The sequence below is a fragment of the Caballeronia sp. LZ065 genome (assembly GCF_031450975.1).
Lineage (GTDB): Bacteria > Pseudomonadota > Gammaproteobacteria > Burkholderiales > Burkholderiaceae > Caballeronia.
Window position 1 is genome coordinate 2,376,852 of sequence record NZ_JARUXV010000001.1, and the last position, 14,533, is coordinate 2,391,384.

Sequence of the window (14,533 nt, forward strand, 5' to 3'; positions counted from 1 at the left end):
CGGCTTCCAAAGGATGAGGCTTGGAAATTTGCAGCCGATGGTACGGAACCACACCAAGGACGTCAATAAAAACGCACGCGAAAGCCCTGCAAAATCCGCGATCTACTGGCGTTTCCAACGTTTCGGATTAAGTCGCCCCGAAAAATCCGGCTCAGCGGAACTTATCCTTCCAGCCGCGCATCATGCGAAAAGCCGCCAGCCGGTCGGCCACCGGCGCGCCGAATTGCGCTTCCAGACGCGTGTGAATGGCCGGGACGTCTGCGCGCAAAAACGGATTCACTGCCTTCTCATGAGCGATGGTGGTAGGCAGCGTCGGCTTGCCGGAGACACGCAAGGCCTGCGCGGCGGCGTCCCAGCGCGCAAGGGCGTCGTTGTCCGGCTCGACCGCGCGCGCAAAGCGGATATTGGACAGCGTGTACTCATGCGCGCAGTGCACCAGGGTGGTGTCCGGCAGGGCGGCGAGTGAATCGAGCGAGGCGAGCATCTGCTGCGGCGTGCCCTCGAACAGGCGACCGCAGCCGCTGGCGAACAGCGTGTCGCCGCAGAACAGATGGGATGTGCCGCGCGGATCGGCCGCCTGGAAATAGGCGATGTGGCCGGCCGTATGGCCTGGTACGTCGATGACGGAGAACGCGAGCGCGGGGTGTGCGATGTTCACCTGGTCGCCGCCCGAGAGGCGCTGTGTCAGATGCTCGATGCGCTCGCTGGCCGGGCCGTAGACCGGAACGCCGCCCTCGGCCGTTCGGTGATCGAGCAGCGCTTTCACACCGCCGACATGGTCCTGATGATGGTGCGTGAGTAAAATAGCGGTCAGCCGCCAGCCGCGTTTGGCGAGATACGCCTCGACGGGCGCGGCGTCGCCGGGGTCGACCACCACTGCATCGCGGCCGTCCGAGACGAGCCAGATGTAGTTGTCCTCGAACGCCGGCACCGGCACGTATTCCAGTGCTTCCTGATTCGGCTTCTGAGCCGGCGAGCTTCCGTCAAGCGAATCCATAGCGATCATCTATGCGTCAACCCGAACATGTCTGACCGAGCGATTATAGACTGGCCCACCTGGACGAGCTCTGCGCCCGGGCGCTACGTGCTCGACTGGGAGCAGGCGCAGCTCGATCACGTGGTGTCCGACATCTTCGGCTATCACGCGCTGCAGCTCGGCATGCCGCAGCTCGACGCCTTGCGCGAGAACCGCATGACCGGCCGCGCGCTCGTGCTCGACGCCGAAAGCGCATCCAGCGCGCCGTTCACCCCGCCGCGCGCCGCCACGCCCGGCGTCAGCGCCCTGCCCGCCGCCAGCGCGCCCGATGGCCGCAGCACCGTCTGGTGCGACCTGCTCGACCTGCCGTTCGAAGCGCAGAGCGTCGACTTGCTGGTGCTGCCGCACACGCTGGAATTCTCGCCGGATCCGCACCGGCTGCTGCGCGAAGCCGAACGCGTGCTGCTGCCGGAAGGCCAGTTGATCATCCTCGGCTTCAATTCGCTGAGCCTGTGGGGCGCGCGGCAATCGCTCGGCAAGGTGGCGGGCCGGCCGTTCGTGCCGTCGGCGCACGAGATGATCGCGTTCACGCGCATCAAGGACTGGATCAAGCTGCTCGGATTCGACCTTGAACGCGGCCGCTTCGGCTGCTATCGTCCGCCGCTCGTCACCGACAAGTGGCTGCAACGCTATCAATTCATGGAGCCCGCCGGCGACCGCTGGTGGCCCATCTTCGGCGCGGCGTACATGATCACGGCCGTGAAGCGCGTGCGCGGCATGCGCCTGATCGGCCCGCGCAAGCTGAAAAAATCCGCGCTCGCAGCCGGCCTCGCGCCGGTCGCCGCTCCGCATACGCGCAATGAGACTTCCATCGAGCCTTGATGACTGACGAATCTGCATCGAACACCGTAATCGACATCTACACGGACGGCGCCTGCAAAGGCAATCCCGGCCCCGGCGGCTGGGGCGCCCTGCTGCGCTTCGGCACGCTGGAGAAGGAACTGTTCGGCGGCGAAGCCGCGACCACCAACAACCGCATGGAGCTGATGGCGGTGATTGCCGCGCTCGAAGCCCTGAAGCGTCCATGCCAGGCCGTGATCCATACCGATTCGCAATATGTCCAGAAAGGCATCAGCGAATGGATCCACGGCTGGAAGAAGAAAAACTGGATGACCGCCGCGAAGACGCCCGTCAAGAACGCCGACCTCTGGAAGCGGCTGGACGGGCTCGTGGCGCAGCATCGCATCGAATGGCGCTGGGTCAAGGGACACGCGGGCCATCCCGAAAACGAACGCGCCGACGCGCTCGCCAATCGCGGCGTGACCTCGCTCGCCGACAGCTAATCCGCAGCACGAATCACCGAATTCAAGACATCCCATGCGCCAACTGATACTGGATACCGAAACGACCGGCCTGAATGCGAGGACCGGCGACCGGATCATCGAAATCGGCTGCGTCGAGCTCATCAATCGACGGCTCACCGGCAATAACCTGCACCTCTACGTGAATCCGGAACGCGACAGCGATCCCGGCGCGCTCGCGGTGCACGGCCTGACGACCGAGTTCCTCAGCGACAAGCCGAAGTTCGCCGAGATCGCGGCGCAATTGCGCGACTTCATCGCGGGCGCCGAGTTGATCATTCATAACGCCCCCTTCGACGTCGGCTTCCTCGACGTGGAGTTCGGGTTGCTCGGCTTGCCGAAGATGAAAGACACCGTGGGCGGCGTGATCGATTCGCTTGCGCAGGCCAAGCAGATGTTCCCCGGCAAGCGCAATTCGCTCGATGCGCTGTGCGACCGTTTCGGCATCAGCAACGCGCATCGCACGCTGCACGGCGCGCTGCTCGACTCCGAGCTGCTCGCGGAGGTGTATCTGGCGATGACGCGCGGGCAGGAAAGCCTCGTCATCGACATGCTGGGCGAACAGGCGGCGGCAGGCGCGTCCGCGACGCCGCGCGAGGCCTTCGATGATCTCGACCTGCCGGTGATCGCGGCGAGCGCGGAAGAACAGTCGGCGCATGAGGCCGTGCTCAACGAGCTCGATCGCGCCATCAAGGGGACGAGCGTCTGGCGCGCGGAGCCGGCGCCGACACCTGCGGAAGGCGATGCCGTCGCTGCGTGATTTTTTCGGATTTGCTTAACGAGGGACTAGACGGGATTCAAAACGCCTGACATAATCTCGTCTCTCTTCGGGTGGTTAGCTCAGCGGTAGAGCACTGCCTTCACACGGCAGGGGTCACTGGTTCGATCCCAGTACTACCCACCAGGATTCTGGTGTTGGTAAAGACAAGCACCGAAGATCAAAAAGGCTCAGGTTTAACGATCTGAGCCTTTTTTCATTTTCGCGTCGGTTTCATCCGCCCGACGACGCCCAGATCCCGCGCGCCATGCCGCTCGCCGCGATCACCATCACGATGACCAATCCCGCTTCCAGATCGCTCATCCACGCGAAACGGCGCGCGCGCGTGAGATCGATCGGCCCGCCCTGCGCCAGCGCCACTCGCCAGCGAATCAGCGCGAGCATCGGCGACACTTCGATCAGCAAAATCACGACGAGCGCCGTCATCTTCAAGTGGAAGAGCGGCTCGTGCAGATAGTAGGCCGCGCCCTTCTCGAAACCACCGAACGCACGCATCACGCCGGTCACGATCAGCACGATCGCCGTGATGCCCCAGACCATGTCGGACCGGAATACATCGCGCAGACGGAGTTCGTTGGCCTGGACGGACTGCGTGGCGTCGAGCCGCCGCAACGCACGCGCACGCGCGAGCACGGAGCCGAGCGCGAAACCGAAGCCCAGCAGATGAAGCGCGGCCAGCATCCAGCGTATCAGCATGCTTTCCTCCCATTGCAGCGAACAAGACGAAAGACGTGTCCTTGCGGCGAGACGGTGCGCGTCAGATCTGGCGCAACGTCGTATCGAGCGAGCGCGCGGCCTGGCGGTCGCTCTCGCCGGCGATCGGCGCGCGAAACACCGTCGTGCGATTGTGCCCTGCCGCGGCCGGCGAATCCCACAGCAATTCAACTCTGGCGCGCCGCGCGAACAAGGCGCGCCGCACCTCGCCGCGCGCCTGGACAACGGGCGTGGCGGGCTGGGTAGCGGGCGTGAGCAGGCTTGTCGAGGGCGTGGCGCGTTCGGGCGGCTCGGTCCACTTGACGGAGAGTTCGCGGGCATCGTACTGGCCGAGCTTGCGGCTTTCTGCCCAGACGATGGCGGTGCGGGTGACGGGATCGAGCGAAATGGCGTAACGGCCGATGGCAAAGCGGCGCGCCGCGATATTGGTGCGCCAGAGCGCACGCGGACGGCAGATCCACATGACGACAGCATAGAGCGCGGGGCCGACCAGCAGCCAGCCGTTCGTCTCCGTGAGCGCATGCATGAAGCGGTGCCCGCCGGACGCCCAGATGAATGCGCCGACCGAAAACATCGCGAAACCGAAGGTCAGGAGCGCGAGCAGACGCAGCGCCTGCCGCAGCCATTGCGGCAACGGATGGAGCGGCCGCTCGAGACGCGCCTTCGCGCCGGGCAGCACGACCAGCAGGAAGATCAGCACGACGTTCACGCACGCCCACGGCGACAAGGTCATGGCGCGCAGCGAGGAGAGATAGCCCATCTGCGACATCGATAATGCCCAGCGCGCCGCCAGTACCAATCCGATGGCGCGCAGTGCGAAGACCGTGCCGGCGCCGGGTGCGGGGCTCGCGCTGGTTTGCCTGGTTCTCGCCAAAAGAAACTCCTGTCCACTTACGATGCTTGGCGACTCCGCGCATTGCGAAGTCCGGGCCATTATAGGGAGATTACGGATCTCGTCAGAGGTTTCCACGAGCGTAGCGCGGTCTGGCGCTCCAAGAACGTTGCCACACACTCCCGACTGTGTCTGATTACGACAACGCCCCGCGTGCCTTGAGGCGCGCGGGGCGTTTTTTTGCATCCAGCGCCGCACCGGGCGGCGCTCGCTTAGCTCGCGTTGACTTCGCGCAGCACCGTGCGACGCTTCTGACGCAGCATCTCTTCGTACACGCTGACGTAGTTCACCGCCATCACCTTCGACGAGAAGCGCGCTTCGAACGCGGCGCGGACTTTCTCGCGCGGCAGCGTGTCGAGACGCTTCACCGCGGCGATCGCGCTCAGTTCGTCTTCCACGACGAAGCCCGACACGCCGTTCTCGATCACTTCCGGCACCGAACCGCGATTGAATGCGATCACCGGCGTGCCGCAGGCCATGGCTTCGATCATCACCAGACCGAAGGGCTCCGGCCAGTCGATCGGGAAGACCAGCGCATGCGCGTTGCCGAGGAACTCACGCTTTTCGGCTTCGCCGATTTCGCCGATGTACTCGACATGCGGGAGCGCCATCAGCGGCTTGATCGTTTCTTCGTAATAGGCGCGGTCAGCCTTGTCGATCTTGGCGGCGACCTTGAGCTTCATGCCTGCCTGCCCAGCGATGCGGATCGCGCGGTCGAGGCCCTTCTCCGGCGAGACGCGGCCGAGGAACGCGAGGTAGCCCGGCTCCACGTTGGGGATCGGCGTGAGCACGTTTTCGGGCAGACCGTGATACACGGTCGACAGCCAGTTGGCCTGTTGCAGCGGCTGGCGCTGATTGTCCGAAATCGAGATGACCGGCACGTCCTTGAACGTGTTGAAGATCGGCTGCAGTTCGGGCAGGTCGAGACGGCCGTGCATGGTCGTCAGGAACGGCACCGGCTGGCGCGCGAACAGCGAGAACGGGTAGTAGTCGATATGGAAATGCAGCACGTCGAATTCTTCGGCGCGGCGGCACACTTCCTCGAGCAGCAGCATGTGCGGGGCCATCACGTCGCGGATGGTCGGGTCGAGGCGCAGCGCTTGCGGCCAGAATGCTTCGAGCTTGGCGGACGTCTGCGAATCACCGCTCGCGAAGAGGGTGACATCGTGTCCAGCCTCCACGAGTGCCTCAGTCAGGTAAGACACCACGCGCTCCGTGCCGCCATACAGCTTCGGCGGAACAGCTTCGTGGAGGGGCGCGATTTGAGCGATTCGCATGTCGTGAAACTCCTAATGAAAGGTCAGGCTAAGAACTACAGTCGTTTTGACGTCGGTAGCGAATCGCTCGGCTCGGGCGAAGCTTTCCGCGGCGTTGGCCGCGGCGCAAAGGCTGATGCTCGAGTGAAGAAGCGGGGTCGCTGTTCACTGGTTTCTGCGCGGACGATTGGACCAAGCAAGTGCGGTTCCATATCTCAAAAATCCGTGCGTCTGCAATTAACGCGCTTGCAACTGGACGGTTGACGGCAACTTGCAAAAAGCTGTCTACGGCCTAGGGTGAAACCCGGAGCGCATTATGGAGCTTTTTACACGCGCACAGCGGCAGTCATTTCAACTTATTTACCTTGTTACAAGAGGGATACATTTTGCAAACCCCTGTTTATTAAGGTTGTTCTACATTGGAGGACGGGTTTGCAGTGCCTCCAGGCGAAGCGGCGCGGCATTGCCGGGCGTTGCCGCTCAGAAAGCAGAATCCGGATGCCTTGTCGGCCAGAGAATCCAGTGCGGTATCCGGCGCTGGCGCGCCACGTGCTTTTACCCTTGCTTGAACCCTGCCGCCCGTTGCCGTATGGCGAGCGATTGGGCGCAAAAAGTTGCGCAAAGTGCTTACAATGCGCGCCGACGCCGTGCGCTGGACAGACGCTGGACCCGGCATGGCGGCGAGCCTCGATCCATGCATGCGGCTCCAGCCGATCGGCGCAATGGCCGGCCGCCGCCAGAATTTCCGCCGCAGCGATGTTCGGAGCTCACATGGGCCGGACATCGTCGGCCCGAAGACGCCTTGCCCCTCCGCGATACTGGCTACAATCCAGTGATGGAGACGGCGCAGCGTCGCTTGTTTGACGTCGGTCGCGCCGTGGCGGGCCAGATTTCGATTGCCGCGGAAGTTGCTGCGGCCATGCCCGAAGGCGCAACACGCTCAACCGCTCTACGACCAAAAAAGACCATTGGACCAACTTACCGTCTCCCAGCGTAACGCGTACAACGCGAAGCTTTCGAGCTACGCGCATCATCCGCTCGCGTTCCTGCTGCGCTACATCCGCCGGCATCCCGTCGCCCATTCCATCGTGCTCTTCAGCGTGTTCGCCGCGGTGGGCTGTGCCCTCGCCTCGCAGTACGCGATCAAACATCTGATCGACGTGCTCGGCCAAGGGCGTGGACACCCCGGACCGCTGTGGGGCGCGTTCATGATCCTGGTCGGCCTGATCGCCGCCGATAACCTGCTGTGGCGGGTCGGCGGCTGGGTTGGCGCGCATGTGTTCGTGATCGTGACCGGCGACCTGCGCAAGGACCTCTTTTCGTATCTCTCCGGCCACTCGCCCACGTATTTCTCCGAGAAGCAGCCCGGCATGCTCGCCAGCCGGATCACCGCGACCTCGAACGCCATCTACACCGCCGAAAACGTCATGGCCTGGAATGTCCTGCCGCCGTGCATCGCGGTGCTGGGCGCCATCGTGATGATCGTTTCGGTGAATCCCTGGATGGCCGCCGGCCTGATGACCGCGTCACTGGTCCTGGCGCTGATCCTCTACCGCCTCGCCAAGCGCGGCTCGGCGCGGCATCACAACTTTGCGTCGAAGGCGGCGTCGGTGGATGGTGAACTCGTCGACGTGATCGGCAACATGTCGCTCGTGCGTGCGTTCGGCATGACTTTCCGCGAACAGAAGCGCTTCGGCTCGACCGTGAAGGCGGAAATGGTCGCGCGCCAGCAAAGCCTGCTGTATCTCGAAAAACTGCGCCTGTTCCATGCGGTCGTCACGGCGATCCTCTCTGCCGGCCTGCTCGGCTGGGCCTTGTGGCTGTGGTCGAAAGGCCAGGCGACTTCGGGCGATATCGTGCTGGTCAGCTCGCTGGGCTTCACCATCCTGCACGGCACGCGCGACCTCGCCGTGGCCTTGGTGGATGTGACGCAGCACGTCGCGCGTCTCGCCGAAGCCGTGCAGACGCTGCTCGAGCCGCACGGCATGCCGGATCGCTCGGACGCGACCGAACTCGTGCCGCAAGGCGGACGCGTCGACTTCGAAAACGTCACGTTTGCGTATCCGCGCCGCCGTCCGATTCTCGACAGCTTCCATCTGCATATCGAGCCGGGCCAGCGCGTCGGGCTGATCGGCAAGTCGGGCGCGGGCAAGTCCACCGTGCTCGCGCTGCTGCAGCGTTTCTATGAAACCCAGAAGGGCAGTATCAGGATCGATGACCAGGAAATCGGCTCGATCATGCAGGACAGCCTGCGTCATTCGATCGCGCTCGTGCCGCAGGATATCTCGCTGTTCCACCGCACCGTGTTCGAGAACATCGCCTACGGCCGTCCCGAGGCGAGCCGCGAGGAAGTGCTCGCCGCCGCCCGCGAGGCGCGCTGCACGGACTTCATCGAGGCAATGCCGGAAGGTTTCGATACGATCGTCGGCGACCGCGGCGTCAAGCTGTCCGGCGGCCAGCGCCAGCGCATCGCGATCGCGCGCGCCATCCTGAAGAACGCGCCGATCCTGCTGCTCGACGAAGCGACCTCCGCGCTCGACAGCGCGTCGGAAGAAGCGATCCAGCAAGCGCTCGACCGCCTGATGGTCGGCCGCACGGTGATCGCCATCGCGCACCGTCTGTCCACCTTGCAGAACTTCGACCGCATCATCGTGATGAGCTCGGGCAAGGTCATCGACGACGGCTCGCCGCAAGAACTGCGCGAACGTCCGGGGCTGTATCGCGAACTGCTCGCGAAGCAGCACGGCAAGCTGCCGTCGATCGTCTCGACGCCGCACAAGCAGCCCGCCTGAGCGGGCCTGGCGGGCTTCAGCGCGTATTCAGATCGCGCAGAAAGTTGTCGCGCCAGACCGAGACGTTGTTGTCGCGCAGTTGCTGCATCATCTCGCCGTAGCGCGCTCGACGCTCGGCCAACGGCATCTTGAGCGCCGTGGCGAGCGCATCAGCCATGCCGTCGATGTCGAGCGGATTCACGATCAGCGCGGCCGTCAGTTCGCGCGCCGCGCCCGCGAACTGCGACAGCACCAGCACGCCGGGATCGTCCGGATCCTGCGCCGACACATACTCCTTCGCCACCAGATTCATGCCGTCGCGCAAAGGCGTGACGAGGCCGACGTGCGCCTCGCGGAACAGCGCGGCGAGCACCGGCCGCTCGTATTGCCGATGGATGTAGCGGATCGGCGTCCAGTCGAGTTCGGCGTAGCGTCCGTTGATGCGGCCCGACTCCGCCTCGAGTTGCAGCCGGATGTCGCGATAGGCATCGACGTCCGAGCGCGTCGGCGGCGCGATCTGCAGGAACGACACGTTGTTGCGCTGATGCGAATCGTGTTCGACCAGACGTTCGAACGCACGAAAACGCTCGACGAGCCCCTTCGAATAGTCCAGCCGGTCGACGCTCATCACGAGCTTGCGATGATGCAGTGTCGCCTTGACGATCTCGACGTCGCGCCCGCTTTCGCCGTCTTTCGCCAGCGCGGCGATTTCATCGGGATAGACGCCGATCGGATACGCCGCCGCGCGCAAGCTCTGCCCGAACGCCCGAATCTCAGCGAGCTTCGCTGCGTTGCGCGTGACCGCGCCGCCCGCCTCCGTCACGATGTATTCGCAGAACGCATGCAGATCGGGTTCGGTCTGGAAGCCGAGCAGATCGAACGCGCACAGCGCTTCCATCAGCTCGCGATGGCGCGGCACGGCGAGCAGGATCTGCGGCGCGGGAAACGGAATGTGCAGGAAGAAGCCGATGCGGTTCGTCACGCCCTGCGCGCGCAATGCGTGCGCGAACGGAATCAGGTGATAGTCGTGGACCCAGATGACGTCGTCGGGCTTGAGCAACGGCGCGAGCTGCGCGGCAAGCCAGCGGTTCACGCGGCAATAGCCGTCGAACTCGTTGCGGTCGAACTCGATCAGGTCGGGGCGGTAGTGGAACGCCGGCCATAACGTCGCGTTGGAAAAGCCGCGGTAATACTGGTCATAGTCGCGCCGCGACAGGCCAATGGTCGCGAACGTCACCGGTCCGTGTTCTTCAAGCTTGATGCCGGGCTGGGCGTCCGTGGGGGAGGACAGCACGTCGCCGCTCCAGCCGAACCACATGCCGCCGGTTTCCTTGAGCGCGTCGTACACGCCGACCGCCAGACCGCCTGCCGCCGGGCCGCCTTCGGAAATCGGCGCCACCCGGTTCGACACGATGATGAGGCGGCTCACGCGTGCTTCCCCGCCGTGCCCGAGATGACCTGCAGCCAGTCGAGCAGCAGTTCGACCGACTCGATGCGCGCCCGTGCGACCGTATCGCCGGGACCGACCTTGACCGAGAGGCCGTCGAACTCATTGACCACCGCGAAGCCTTTTTCATCGGTGAGATCGTCGCCGATGAACACCGGACGGCGTCCGGTGAACGGCGGCTCAGCCAGGAACGCGCGCACGGCGCGGCCTTTGTCGACATCCTTCGGCTTGATCTCGTAGACCATCTTGCCCGGTTGCAGCACGTAGGCATCGGCGTATTGCTGCACCAGACGCTCGGTCGCGGCGCGCGCGGCGGGTTCGCGCTCGGCCGCATTGCGATAGTGCAGCGCCAGCGCCGCGCCCTTGATTTCGAGCAGCATGCCGGGGTTTGCGCTCACGACCTTTTCCAGCTCGTGTTCCATGCGCAGCAGGCGTTCGTCGTTGAAGCCGATGCGCTGGAGGTCGCCGTTGGCGTCGCGCCGTTCCGCGCCGTGCATACCCGCGACGGGCAGGTCGGGCATGTGCAGGAACGAGTCGATATTGTCGATCCCGCGCCCCGACACCACCGCCACCGCACCATTGGTCGCGCGCCTGAGCGCCGCGAGGATGTCGGGCACCGAACGCGGCACGAAGATGCCGTCCGGCGTGGAGGCGAGTTCGACCAATGTGCCGTCGAAATCGAAGAAGAAGGCGGTCTCGGCAAGCGAGAGGGAATCAGGGAGAATTTGCATCGATCTTGGGCCTGGTGTGTGGCTGGCGACACCCTGGACAGACGCCGCCAGACATGCGCGAAGTGTGGGCATCTTACCGCCTGAGCGCTTTCGGGCAAGCAAGCCTTTATCTTACGAATGCCGGCGCAGGGTCTTTCAGCGCCCTTGAAATGTGCGGCAAATCGTCTCGAAAAAGCCGGGGCAACGTGATCTTTTGCCGGTCATCAGGCAAAAGGCGTGTATTTTGCGACGTTGTCCTCGAATCATCCTGCAAGACGAATCCCGATGCACGCTTCGTTCCCAGCCTTTCCCCTGCGGCGGGTCATCGCCCTTCTGAGCGTCTGCGCGCTTGCCGCCTGCTCAAAGCCCGCCGAGCCCTGGCATCTCACCGATGTATCCGGTCACCTGCCCGACCTGGACTTTTCGCTCGTCGATGACGGCGGCCAGCCCGTCACCGGCCAGTCCTTCGCGGGCCGGACCACGCTGGTCTACTTCGGCTACACGCATTGTCCGGATGTCTGCCCGGAAACCATGGCGCGGCTGATGCAGGTGCTGGAGCGCGTCGGGCCGGAGGCGGACAAGGCGCGCATCGTGTTCATCTCCGTCGATCCCGCGCGCGACACGCCCGCGCTGCTGCGCTCGTATGTGCGCGCCTTCGACGACAAGCACGCCGTCGGCCTGACCGGCACGGACCGCGCCATCGAGCGGGTCGCACAGCGTTATCGCGTGGCTTATCAAATGGAAAAGCGCGCACCGGACGGCGCGTATGAGGTCACGCACAGCTCCGCCGTCTACATCTTCGACGCCGCAGGCCACGCGCGCCTGCTCGCCACCGAGCAGGATTCCGCGGACGCCATCGCGACCGATCTGAAACGCGTGATCGACGCGAAGGCTTCCTGACCATGCATACCCTGCTCTACTGGCTCGACCCCTGGGAGCCGTCGCCGACGGTCGTGATCGCGGTGCTCGTCGCCGGCATCCTGTTCGCGCGCGGCGCGCGGCATGCGCGCGTGACGCTGGCGCGGCGCATCGCGTTCTGGTTCGGGCTGGGCGCGCTCTACGTGGCGCTACATACGCGGCTCGATTACTTCTTCGAGCATGAGTTCTTCATGCATCGACTACAGCATCTGGTGCTGCATCATCTCGGGCCGTTCTTCATTGCGCTGTCGTATCCCGGCGCGGCGTTGCGCGCGGGCATTCCGTTCACTTGGCGCAGGCGCTGGGTGCGTCCGGCGGCCCAGAGCAGCGTGGCGCGCGGCTTCTTTGCCGTCGTGTTCAATCCAGTGGTGGCGGTCGTGCTGTTCGTCGGGCTGATCTACTTCTGGCTGCTCTCGCCGATCCACTTCAAGGCGATGCTGGATGCCCGGCTCTACCGCGTGATGAACTGGAGCATGGTCATCGACGGCTTGCTGTTCTGGTGGCTCGTGCTCGATCCGCGTCCGGCGCCGCCCGCGCGTCTCGCGCCCGGCAGGCGGATCCTGATCGTGATCGCCGCGATTCCGCCGCAGATCATCCTGGGCGCGTATATCTTCTTCACGCCGCACGAGCTCTACCCGATCTATTCGATCTGCGGCCGCGCATTCACGTGGATCACGCCGATGCGCGACCAGCAGATCGGCGGCCTGCTGCTGTGGATTCCGGGTTCGATGATGAGCGTGATCGGCGCGCTGATCGCGCTGCGTCACTGGATGCGGCTGTCGGCGCGCACGCGCCTGCGAAAGGAGAACGGACGCGGCGTCGATTCCGCGCCGGGTGGCGCGAAGGTCAAGGCAAACGCGGTCGCTTCATGAACCGAAGCCGGGGCGGCGCATCCAGACATGCGGGATACCGTCCTCATCGTGAGTCCCCGACGACGCCACGAAACCGAACGCGCCATAGAAGCGCTGGAGATGGGCCTGGGCGTGCAGGCTGATCGGTTCGTCCGGCCATTGCGCGAGAATGCGTTCGAGTGCGCGTTCGAGCATCGCATTGCCTAGCTTGAGACCGCGGAACTTCGCCGTGGTCAGCACGCGGCCGATCCGCACGTCTTTCTCCGTGTCGTTCGGCGTGCCCGGCAGCAGTACCCGCAGATAGCCGGCGAGCACGGGACGCTGGCCGTTCTCTCCTGCGCCATAGGCCAGCAGGTGCCATGCATCGATATCGAGACCGTCGATGTCGCCATACACGCAGTTCTGCTCGACGACGAACACCGCGCTGCGCGCCGCGAGCATGTCGTAGACCTCGGCGGTCGAGAGGTCGTCGAAGGCCTTCCAGCGCCATTCGAGTGAAGAGAGTCGGTCGGTCATGGGATTCCGGATGCGGGGAGTATCGCGATTATGCCGCGCGACGTGCGGCCGCGAATAAAGCGTGACGCGGTCAGGCGCGAAAGCGGATTGGCGATTGGCGAAAACCGGCGGGCCAAAGAAAAAGCCCTGACGGATCAGGGCTTTCGAGTGGAGGCGCGGACCGGAGTCGAACCGGTCTAAACGGCTTTGCAGGCCGCTGCATAACCGCTTTGCTACCGCGCCGTATGCGGTTCCGGCTGCCGGTCATCCGCCGGCTTCTTCACCAAACAAAAAGGGAAGCTTGGCTTCCCCTTTGAGTGGAGCGGGAGACGAGTCTCGAACTCGCGACCTCAACCTTGGCAAGGTTGCGCTCTACCAACTGAGCTACTCCCGCAATGTCCTGCGATGCTGCCTGTGTTACTTGTGCTGCTGCTTCCGATGTCACGCGCCTGCTGCTTCAACGCTGACCACACCGGAAACTTTCTGATCTGGAGCGGGAGACGAGGCTCGAACTCGCGACCTCAACCTTGGCAAGGTTGCGCTCTACCAACTGAGCTACTCCCGCATTTTTACCGCTGACTCCGCCGCACGTTTTTCTCGCACTTCGCTTGTTTGCGTCGTGCCGTGCATCAGAGAAGCGAGATTATGTAGAAGCTAAAGAAGCCTGTCAACAGTTTTGTGAGAGGAATTTTCCGTTTCGACGCAATATTCCGCGCCAACGAATCTGCGGGCCTCGCGCGGTGCGCCGCGTTACAGCATGCCGCCCCGCTCGCGAATCTGTGGCCACGCGAGCTTCATGTAGTAGAGCATCGACCACACCGTGAGCACGGCGGCAACATCGATGAGCCACAGCCCCCATACGCGCGTGTCGATCATCCATTGCGTGCCGCTGATCTTGAGCGGGCCGTAGAACAGCAGCATCGGGATGGCGACCATCTGGCACACCGTCTTGAACTTGCCGAGCTGGTTCACCGCGACGCTCTTCGATGCGCCGATCTGCGCCATCCATTCGCGCAGCGCCGAGATGGTGATCTCGCGTCCGACGATCACGAGCGCGATCACCGCGTTCAGCCGCGACAGTTGCACCAGCACGAGCAAGGCGGCGGTCACCATCAGCTTGTCGGCGACGGGATCGAGGAACGCGCCGAACGCCGACGTCTGGTTGAGCTTGCGGGCGAGAAAGCCGTCGAACCAGTCGGTGAGCGCGGCGAGCACGAAGATCAGCATGCCGAGCAGGTTGCGGTGCTCCGGGCTCATCATCATGTCCGGCAGATAGAACACGCCCACGACAAGCGGAATCAGCACGATCCGCAGCCATGTCAGAAAGATCGGTAGATTGAACGGCATGGGCGCAGGCGAGTGAG

The 14,533-nt window shown here is 64.1% G+C and carries 14 protein-coding genes and 4 tRNA genes; 7 read left to right on the forward strand and 11 right to left on the reverse strand.

Annotated features, from left to right (window positions below):
• Nucleotides 1-151: 151 nt before the first annotated feature.
• On the reverse strand, nucleotides 152-1,006 hold the full coding sequence (gene gloB, locus QCE63_RS10905; RefSeq protein ID WP_309832832.1) for a hydroxyacylglutathione hydrolase: 855 nt from the start codon (nucleotides 1,004-1,006) through the stop codon (nucleotides 152-154).
• 18 nt (nucleotides 1,007-1,024) lie between these two features.
• Between gloB and QCE63_RS10910 the strand changes: the two genes are divergently transcribed.
• The 4 genes from QCE63_RS10910 (at nucleotide 1,025) to QCE63_RS10925 (ending at nucleotide 3,241) form a co-directional block, all read left to right on the forward strand.
• Nucleotides 1,025-1,858 carry a class I SAM-dependent methyltransferase gene (locus tag QCE63_RS10910; protein WP_309832833.1) on the forward strand — a complete coding sequence of 278 codons (834 nt, stop codon included), beginning with the start codon at nucleotides 1,025-1,027 and terminating at the stop codon, nucleotides 1,856-1,858.
• Nucleotides 1,858-2,319: a ribonuclease HI gene (gene rnhA, locus QCE63_RS10915; RefSeq protein WP_309832834.1), complete on the forward strand. Its 462-nt coding sequence runs from the start codon at nucleotides 1,858-1,860 to the stop codon at nucleotides 2,317-2,319. Before QCE63_RS10910 ends, rnhA begins: the two co-directional genes overlap by 1 nt.
• A gap of 34 nt (nucleotides 2,320-2,353) precedes the next feature.
• Nucleotides 2,354-3,097 carry a DNA polymerase III subunit epsilon gene (gene dnaQ / locus QCE63_RS10920; RefSeq protein WP_309832835.1) on the forward strand — a complete coding sequence of 248 codons (744 nt, stop codon included), beginning with the start codon at nucleotides 2,354-2,356 and terminating at the stop codon, nucleotides 3,095-3,097.
• A 69-nt stretch (nucleotides 3,098-3,166) separates the two neighbouring features.
• A tRNA-Val gene (locus QCE63_RS10925) sits at nucleotides 3,167-3,241 on the forward strand.
• Between the two features lie 87 nt (nucleotides 3,242-3,328).
• Here QCE63_RS10925 and QCE63_RS10930 read toward each other — a convergent pair.
• From QCE63_RS10930 to QCE63_RS10940, 3 genes are all read right to left on the reverse strand, one after another.
• Nucleotides 3,329-3,811 carry a DUF2214 family protein gene (locus tag QCE63_RS10930; protein ID WP_309832837.1) on the reverse strand — a complete coding sequence of 161 codons (483 nt, stop codon included), beginning with the start codon at nucleotides 3,809-3,811 and terminating at the stop codon, nucleotides 3,329-3,331.
• Between the two features lie 61 nt (nucleotides 3,812-3,872).
• Entirely contained in the window at nucleotides 3,873-4,703 is an 831-nt protein-coding gene (locus QCE63_RS10935; RefSeq protein ID WP_309832838.1) for a hypothetical protein, read from the reverse strand.
• 230 nt (nucleotides 4,704-4,933) lie between these two features.
• Nucleotides 4,934-5,998: a glycosyltransferase family 4 protein gene (locus QCE63_RS10940; RefSeq protein ID WP_309832839.1), complete on the reverse strand. Its 1,065-nt coding sequence runs from the start codon at nucleotides 5,996-5,998 to the stop codon at nucleotides 4,934-4,936.
• A 947-nt stretch (nucleotides 5,999-6,945) separates the two neighbouring features.
• On the opposite strand from QCE63_RS10940, the gene QCE63_RS10945 reads away from it, so the two are divergent.
• Complete coding sequence (locus tag QCE63_RS10945) at nucleotides 6,946-8,769, forward strand: ABC transporter ATP-binding protein (RefSeq protein WP_309832840.1); 1,824 nt, start codon at nucleotides 6,946-6,948, stop codon at nucleotides 8,767-8,769.
• Nucleotides 8,770-8,785: 16 nt separating this feature from the next.
• On the opposite strand, the gene otsA is transcribed toward QCE63_RS10945, so the two are convergent.
• A complete protein-coding gene (otsA, locus tag QCE63_RS10950) occupies nucleotides 8,786-10,177 on the reverse strand; it encodes an alpha,alpha-trehalose-phosphate synthase (UDP-forming) (protein WP_309832841.1) in 1,392 nt (463 codons plus the stop codon).
• Complete coding sequence (gene otsB / locus QCE63_RS10955; protein WP_309809095.1) at nucleotides 10,174-10,926, reverse strand: trehalose-phosphatase; 753 nt, start codon at nucleotides 10,924-10,926, stop codon at nucleotides 10,174-10,176. The genes otsA and otsB overlap by 4 nt, the downstream gene beginning before the upstream one ends.
• A 264-nt stretch (nucleotides 10,927-11,190) precedes the next feature.
• Between otsB and QCE63_RS10960 the strand changes: the two genes are divergently transcribed.
• Both QCE63_RS10960 and QCE63_RS10965 read left to right on the forward strand, forming a co-directional pair.
• Nucleotides 11,191-11,805, forward strand: coding sequence for an SCO family protein (locus QCE63_RS10960; protein WP_309832842.1), 615 nt, complete (start codon nucleotides 11,191-11,193; stop codon nucleotides 11,803-11,805).
• 2 nt (nucleotides 11,806-11,807) lie between these two features.
• Nucleotides 11,808-12,695 (forward strand): cytochrome c oxidase assembly protein, encoded by an 888-nt coding sequence (locus QCE63_RS10965; RefSeq protein ID WP_309832844.1) that lies wholly within the window; start codon nucleotides 11,808-11,810, stop codon nucleotides 12,693-12,695.
• On the opposite strand, the gene QCE63_RS10970 is transcribed toward QCE63_RS10965, so the two are convergent.
• From QCE63_RS10970 to pgsA, 5 genes are all read right to left on the reverse strand, one after another.
• The gene (locus QCE63_RS10970; protein WP_309832845.1) at nucleotides 12,690-13,190 is read right to left on the reverse strand and encodes a GNAT family N-acetyltransferase; all 501 of its coding nucleotides are present in this window, start codon (nucleotides 13,188-13,190) and stop codon (nucleotides 12,690-12,692) included. The genes QCE63_RS10965 and QCE63_RS10970 overlap by 6 nt on opposite strands.
• A 148-nt stretch (nucleotides 13,191-13,338) precedes the next feature.
• A tRNA-Cys gene (locus tag QCE63_RS10975) sits at nucleotides 13,339-13,412 on the reverse strand.
• Nucleotides 13,413-13,487: 75 nt separating this feature from the next.
• Nucleotides 13,488-13,563, reverse strand: a tRNA-Gly gene (locus tag QCE63_RS10980).
• A 95-nt stretch (nucleotides 13,564-13,658) separates the two neighbouring features.
• Nucleotides 13,659-13,734 (reverse strand) — tRNA-Gly (locus tag QCE63_RS10985).
• 185 nt (nucleotides 13,735-13,919) lie between these two features.
• Nucleotides 13,920-14,516 (reverse strand): CDP-diacylglycerol--glycerol-3-phosphate 3-phosphatidyltransferase, encoded by a 597-nt coding sequence (gene pgsA, locus QCE63_RS10990; protein WP_309832846.1) that lies wholly within the window; start codon nucleotides 14,514-14,516, stop codon nucleotides 13,920-13,922.
• Nucleotides 14,517-14,533: the final 17 nt, after the last annotated feature.